Source organism: Protofrankia sp. Cr1, assembly GCF_963555865.1.
Classification (GTDB): domain Bacteria; phylum Actinomycetota; class Actinomycetes; order Frankiales; family Frankiaceae; genus Protofrankia.
In genome coordinates this window covers 1-5,611 of record NZ_CAUVXO010000337.1, presented here as the reverse complement: position 1 = coordinate 5,611, position 5,611 = coordinate 1, and the positions used below count along the sequence as shown (strand labels likewise).

6 protein-coding genes are annotated in these 5,611 nt (G+C 68.0%); 5 read left to right on the top strand and 1 reads right to left on the bottom strand.

The window, feature by feature from the left end:
• The 5 genes from U9980_RS20645 to U9980_RS20625 form a co-directional block, all read left to right on the top strand.
• Nucleotides 1-1,164 (top strand): hypothetical protein (locus U9980_RS20645; RefSeq protein WP_322769430.1); only part of this gene is annotated, 1,164 nt, incomplete at its 5' end.
• 21 nt (nt 1,165-1,185) lie between these two features.
• Nucleotides 1,186-1,665, top strand: coding sequence for a helix-turn-helix domain-containing protein (locus U9980_RS20640; protein WP_322769429.1), 480 nt, complete (start codon nt 1,186-1,188; stop codon nt 1,663-1,665).
• A 215-nt stretch (nt 1,666-1,880) separates the two neighbouring features.
• Nucleotides 1,881-2,246, top strand: a complete 366-nt coding sequence (locus U9980_RS20635; RefSeq protein WP_322769428.1) for a hypothetical protein — start codon at nt 1,881-1,883, stop codon at nt 2,244-2,246.
• 19 nt (nt 2,247-2,265) lie between these two features.
• Nucleotides 2,266-3,945, top strand: a complete 1,680-nt coding sequence (locus U9980_RS20630; protein ID WP_322769427.1) for a hypothetical protein — start codon at nt 2,266-2,268, stop codon at nt 3,943-3,945.
• 188 nt (nt 3,946-4,133) lie between these two features.
• On the top strand, nt 4,134-4,472 hold the full coding sequence (locus U9980_RS20625; protein ID WP_322769426.1) for a helix-turn-helix transcriptional regulator: 339 nt from the start codon (nt 4,134-4,136) through the stop codon (nt 4,470-4,472).
• 102 nt (nt 4,473-4,574) lie between these two features.
• Here the strand turns inward: U9980_RS20625 and U9980_RS20620 are convergent.
• Nucleotides 4,575-5,611 (bottom strand): DUF4238 domain-containing protein (locus U9980_RS20620; RefSeq protein ID WP_322769425.1); only part of this gene is annotated, 1,037 nt, incomplete at its 5' end.

Here is a 5,611-nt window from a genome sequence, read left to right as displayed (position 1 = left end):
ACCGTTATATTGACAGACCCGATCGTCGCCGCACTCACCGACGTCGCCGCAGGCGTGTACGGCCTCCCGGCCGGCGCCCAAAACCAGCACATCGACACCGTCGCCGGGAACCACCGCTTGGACCGCGACGTCCTACGCGACCTGGCCCGCGACATCGGGACCGTCGTCGCCCGTTCCACCCGCCGGCGGTCCGACCCGACCGCTACGGGCCGACCCAGCTACAACGCGCTGGCCGGCGCGAACCTGACGCTGGCCGTGGAAACCCACCTCGCCCGCGCCACGCTGGCCGACCTTGCGCACTACAGCACCCCCGACATGCCGCGGCTGTGGATCCTGGCCAACGGGCTTGTCCACGCCGTCCCTCCCGGTGACCTGCTCACCGTTCCCGCCACCTCCCATGGCCCGCTCGCCCGCCGCATCCTGCCCACCCACGACGACCTGGTCGGGTGGAAAGGCGTCAGCGACGCTGTCGGGCACTTGGACGCGATCCTCGTCACCGCGCAGACCGGACGGGCCTGGATCGATCGCGGCATGGTCACCAGCCGGGAGGCGGTCGGCCGGGCGATCGGCATCATCGACCTGACCCAGCCAGCCGTCTCCTACGAACTCGCCGCCGCCGGCCCCCACACCCTCGCCGCCGGCGACATCCGCGACGCCGTCCGCGGCCTGCCCGTCCCCGCCTCGGTGACCGACCTGTCGGACCAGGCGCTCAAGGCGGCCTGCGACCGCGCGGGCTGGCTGCTCGGCACCGCCGACGAACATACCCAGCAGATCATCGTTAACCGCGCCATCCGCGCCGGGCTCACCGACGACATCCGCACCCGCCTCGCCGCCGGCGACACCACCGCGCTGGCGACGGCGCTGCGTACCAGCGCACCCGCCGACGACTACCTCGACAAGGCGGCCTGGCCGAACAGCCTCTACCCGGCCGATCACGCCCAGATCACCGCCTATCTCGGCGCCGCTTCCCGCCACGCCCTCTGGCATTTCGCCGGCGCCCGGCTCCCCGACCCGCCCGGTCGCGCCGAGGCCATCGCCGCCCGTTTCCCCGATCAGGCGCTGCGCCGCCAGCTGGTCACGACGGCCGATCAGCTCCGCCCCGATCCACCCCGACCAGCCGATGCCGCTGGTCCCGAGGGTCCCGACCTCGACTTCGACCTGTGACTTTGGAAGCGACGAGACGCCATGGAACCGTTGTCCATCGCCGAGGTGCTGGCCCTCCCTGCCACCGTCAGCCTCATGACCGCCGCCCGCGCTCTCGGCTGCGGACGCAACCTCGCCTACGAGCTCGCCAGCGCCGGCACTTTCCCCTGCCCCGTCCACCGGGTCGGTCGCGTCTACCGCGTCCGAACCGCCGACATCCTCCGCGCCCTCAACATCAACGAGCCGACGGACCAGGCGCCGGGCCGCGGCGTCGGACGCGGCCCCGAAGCGACGCGGCGCACGGACTCCTCCACCACCGCCTGCTCCAGCTCGGCGCCCGTCCACCTACCGGTACCGCAGGTCCGGCTCCACCGGGGGTGTGAACAACGGGCTTCGCCGCGGACCACAGCGGGAAGCCCTCGGACCTCTCCCGGGAGACGTCATGACCGTGACGCCCCTCCGGAACCGGCAACGGGAACTCCGGCGCCGTACTGGGGTATACGCGCTGCCCGACGCCAGTAAGGAGCCGAACAAAAGGACGCTGGTGGGCGCCGTGCCCGACGCTCGATCACAACCCAAGACCGTACACGGCCGGGCTTCGCCCGACTTCCTTCCGTTGGCAGATTGGCGAGCTGACGACGGTAGTTGGTTTCGTTTCCTGTCCAGCCGCTACCGGCGGCAACGGTCGGACGACTCTCTCGCTGCTGTCGTAGGCGGCACTGAAAGGCAGGTTAGCGATGAGCTGGCAGGAAGTCGCGACCCAGCTGATGAAGCGGCACGACACCGACCCTACGAGGGTCCGGACCCTATTGGAGCACGCCGCGGTCGGGTTGCTCGCACGACCGGCGGCTGATACTCCGGCCGGTCAATCCGCCTTGCTGGTGGTGGACCAGGCCATCGCCGAACTCGATGGCCTCGGGATAAAGGCACCCCGGCCGGAACTCGCTGCTTCTGACCGAGTCCATGTAGAGGATGTTTCTGCGCTGCTGGCCCGTGCCGTGAGGATGCTGCCCGCTTGCGCTGGGGACGTCGACGCCGTTCTCACCTACGCCCGCACGAGTGTGTTCGTCCGGGAAGCCCTCGACCTCCTCAACGATATCTGACCCGCTGACCTACGGATCCTTGCGGGACTCCGCAGCCCGGCTGGCCGCGCAGGCGGTATTCCACCTGAGCAGCCGGCCGGCAGCGGGCCACGACGTCGCCGGGCAGGCCGCCGGGATCGGCCTGCTTCTCACTGTCGCCCATCGCCATGCCCGCTTCCTCGCCCGGCCCTTCCCCGCCGACCTTCCGCCACGAAGATTCGCCGACCACCTCACCCGAGTCGCACCGGCCGCCCGCGAACTGCTTGCCGACGCCCGCTCCGGACCGTCCGATCTGTGGCGACAGGCAGCCGACACACTCGCCGTAGCCCACGACCTCCTCGCCGCCCAAGTGGGCCCATCGGGCGAGCCCCGCGGCCCGGACGCCCCCGCCCTCACGCTTCCCGCCGCGGTCAACGCCGCCACAGCACGCCTGGCAGGTATCACCCTGACCGCGGCCGTCAGCGCCAACAATCTCGCCAACAGGATCATTCGGTCGGCAGCGGCCGCCGACCTGGGCCCGACGACGACCGCATCGGCCGGTGCGGCGCGCACCGCCGATGCATTGCTGGAACTGGGCGGTCTTGTGACGGTCTGCCACATACATCATCAGGAGTTTTCAGCCGGCACGATGCTCGCTCTCAACGACGTCACGCCGCTGCTCGGCGACGCCGCTTCTTCCCCGCTGGAACGCGCGCTCGAACATCTCCGGCTCGAGGCCTACCAGATGAGCCACCCCGACGCGGCCGTCAGCCACCATGCGCTCATCACCCTCGCCGATCTCAGCGCGAAGATCGCAGGTAGGGCACAGACCCTGGCCAGCCTGACCACCCGCCTCGGCCGCGCCGACAACCCGATCGACCACCACCGCCTGGCCGCCAACGCCGCGCAAGCCACCGCCGCGTACCAGAACCTTTCACGGCACCTACGGGTCCTGGACTCCACCGGCTCCCAGGGCCAGCCCGTCCGCCATGCCGCGTACGACGTGGCCCGCTGGCTCGAGACTGCGACCGCCCCCGCCCTGCACGGGGATCTGAGGTCCCTGCCCAACGCCGTTGCCGCGATCCGCCGCGCCGTGCTGATTCTCCCCGACTTGGCCTCGACCGGACTTCTCACCGCGGACAGCATGACTGGCAAGAACCTGCTACACCGGCGGACCGCGACCGGCCACTTCGCGCCGATCGGGACAGAGACCAGCACGGCGCTGCGACGTGGCTACACGACGGCTCTCGACAGCTCCCGGCTTACCCTTGCCTCATACCTCGCTCTCGACAGCTCCCAGCCCTTGCCCGGGCGAGCTGAATACCTCACCCGATACCGTCCCGTGCGAACTCTCCCGACAACGTCCGTCGCGTCGCCCCCACAAAATCCAACCCCCGCCTCCAGGGAAGCGGTGCGCCTCGAGTCGCTCCCCAACGGCACTCGCATCCACGATCCGTATCACGGCGTCTTGGAGGTCCCGAGCGCGACGTTCGCCGCGGCGCTCACCCAACCGTCGGAAACGCTTCGCAACATCCTCCGAATCCGCGTCGGCTCCCATCTCACCGGCGACGAATCCCTCATCACCCTCGCCGCCCTCACCGCCGCCCGCGCACCTGACACGCTCGTCGGCCTGCCCGTACCACCGACAGGGCCAGTCGCGCACTCCGTTCCGTCCGGAGCACCCAAACCGCCATCCGAGCCGACTCCGACCCCTCCGCTACAACTGGATCTGGGCCCCTGAGCAGCGGACCGGCTTTCCGTCGTTGGTCGTCACCTGGCTCGGCGGAGTTCCGCCCGATCCGCGATCACGTGGGCCAACGGCAGGACTCCGAGGACAGGTCGGGCCGCACCGTGCGAATGAAGCGGCGACGGGGACAGTAAGAGAACGGTGACTTATAGTGTTCACGCAGTGCGATGAAGGGATAGCCGATGGCGGTGAGGCCGCGTGGCGTGGAGTTGCTGCCGTCGACCGGTGAAGCGTCAGGGCTCTCGGTGCGAGAGCTGGCCGCCCGCTACGGTGTAGCGCCCAGCACAGTCAGCAATGCGATCCTGCGGGGGACCCGGGCAAGCCGCCCGGCACCCGACCCGTTGTACATCAACCCGGCGACCGGCGCTCGCCACTACCATCCCGCGGCATTCGACCGGTGGTGGCAAGACCGGCCAGCCAGCCGCTGGCCACGTCCGCAGAACCCAGGATACCTGCACACTCGGCGCCGCGTCGTCGACGTGCTCGGCGATCTGGACGACTGGCAATCCGCCGAGTCATGAACCCGACAACGGGTTGCGTCGATAACGTTGGGTGGGGGTGCAAATGCGACTACTGCTCGCAGCATGTTTACGCATGTCGACACAGTACGGTTATTGCAAACCTTATCTCCACCATCTCGCTACCGGCCAGTCTGGAACGAGATCAGCTCCATCCCAGCGTGTCGGCTGGTAAACTCTTATCGCCCTTCCGCCGCGAACGTTCACGACCTCGACCGGCTCGTCCTCGCCCAAGGCTGGGGGTGCCAGTGGCACCCGTAGCTTTTCCGCTGTCCGCCGGGATGGCTGATCAAAAACCCAGCGTACCGAGTTGGCAATGATCTCACGGTTCAGGTCGAGCGTCTCAGCGTGGTCGAGTTCTGTTACGGCGGTTGGTGGTGGCATCCGGTCAGGTCGAAACATTGCCAGCACGGCACTTGGGGTGAGTGGAAGGATGACGACTCCGGCGTCGGCCAAATGCCCGCGTCGGCCGCGAGGCTGCCCGGGGCCACCGATAACCACCACCGGTTCGTCGCAGGTCACGAGGATTGGTGGCGTCCTATAGACGACCCACTCGCGCGAGGCGAAGTATCTGCCGACACCGTCCGCGGCCCGCATGGAGAGATCAATCAAAGAGGGCTCTTGGGGCATCAAGATGAGCGTTCCATCTTCAACGGCGTCGGCGACGCGCTCGACCGATCTGACCTCGTCGGCAGTAGGAATGATTGCGCCATGGAGACTCTCGCGCATCTCGTGTGCGATGATGCCAGAATTGAGCTGAGACAGGCGTTGTGCAAGCCGTCGTTGCTGTTCGCGAAAACTGCGACCTCGGGTGAACTGGAACGAGAGGTACCAGAAGAACCAGGCCATCAGCTCCGGATCAATCTCGTCAGGGGACCGCGCGAGTAGCTCATCTATCGCAGTCTTCCCATGGCCTTCAACGTCGCTTAGGAGTGTCTCAAACAGGAGCGGTGGGATCTCGGCTGCGTCGATGTCTTCCGATTCGAGCCGGTAGTAGTCGGTTTCGCGGGCAACCGCGGTGGGTGCTGCAACGTACGTGTGTTGTGTGTCCGGCTCCGTCACACGCACTTTGTCAGCCTCAACCCAGCGATCAAGGTACGAACGGGGCACGAGGTGGTGCTTGCGTGCCGGCGAGCCTTGCC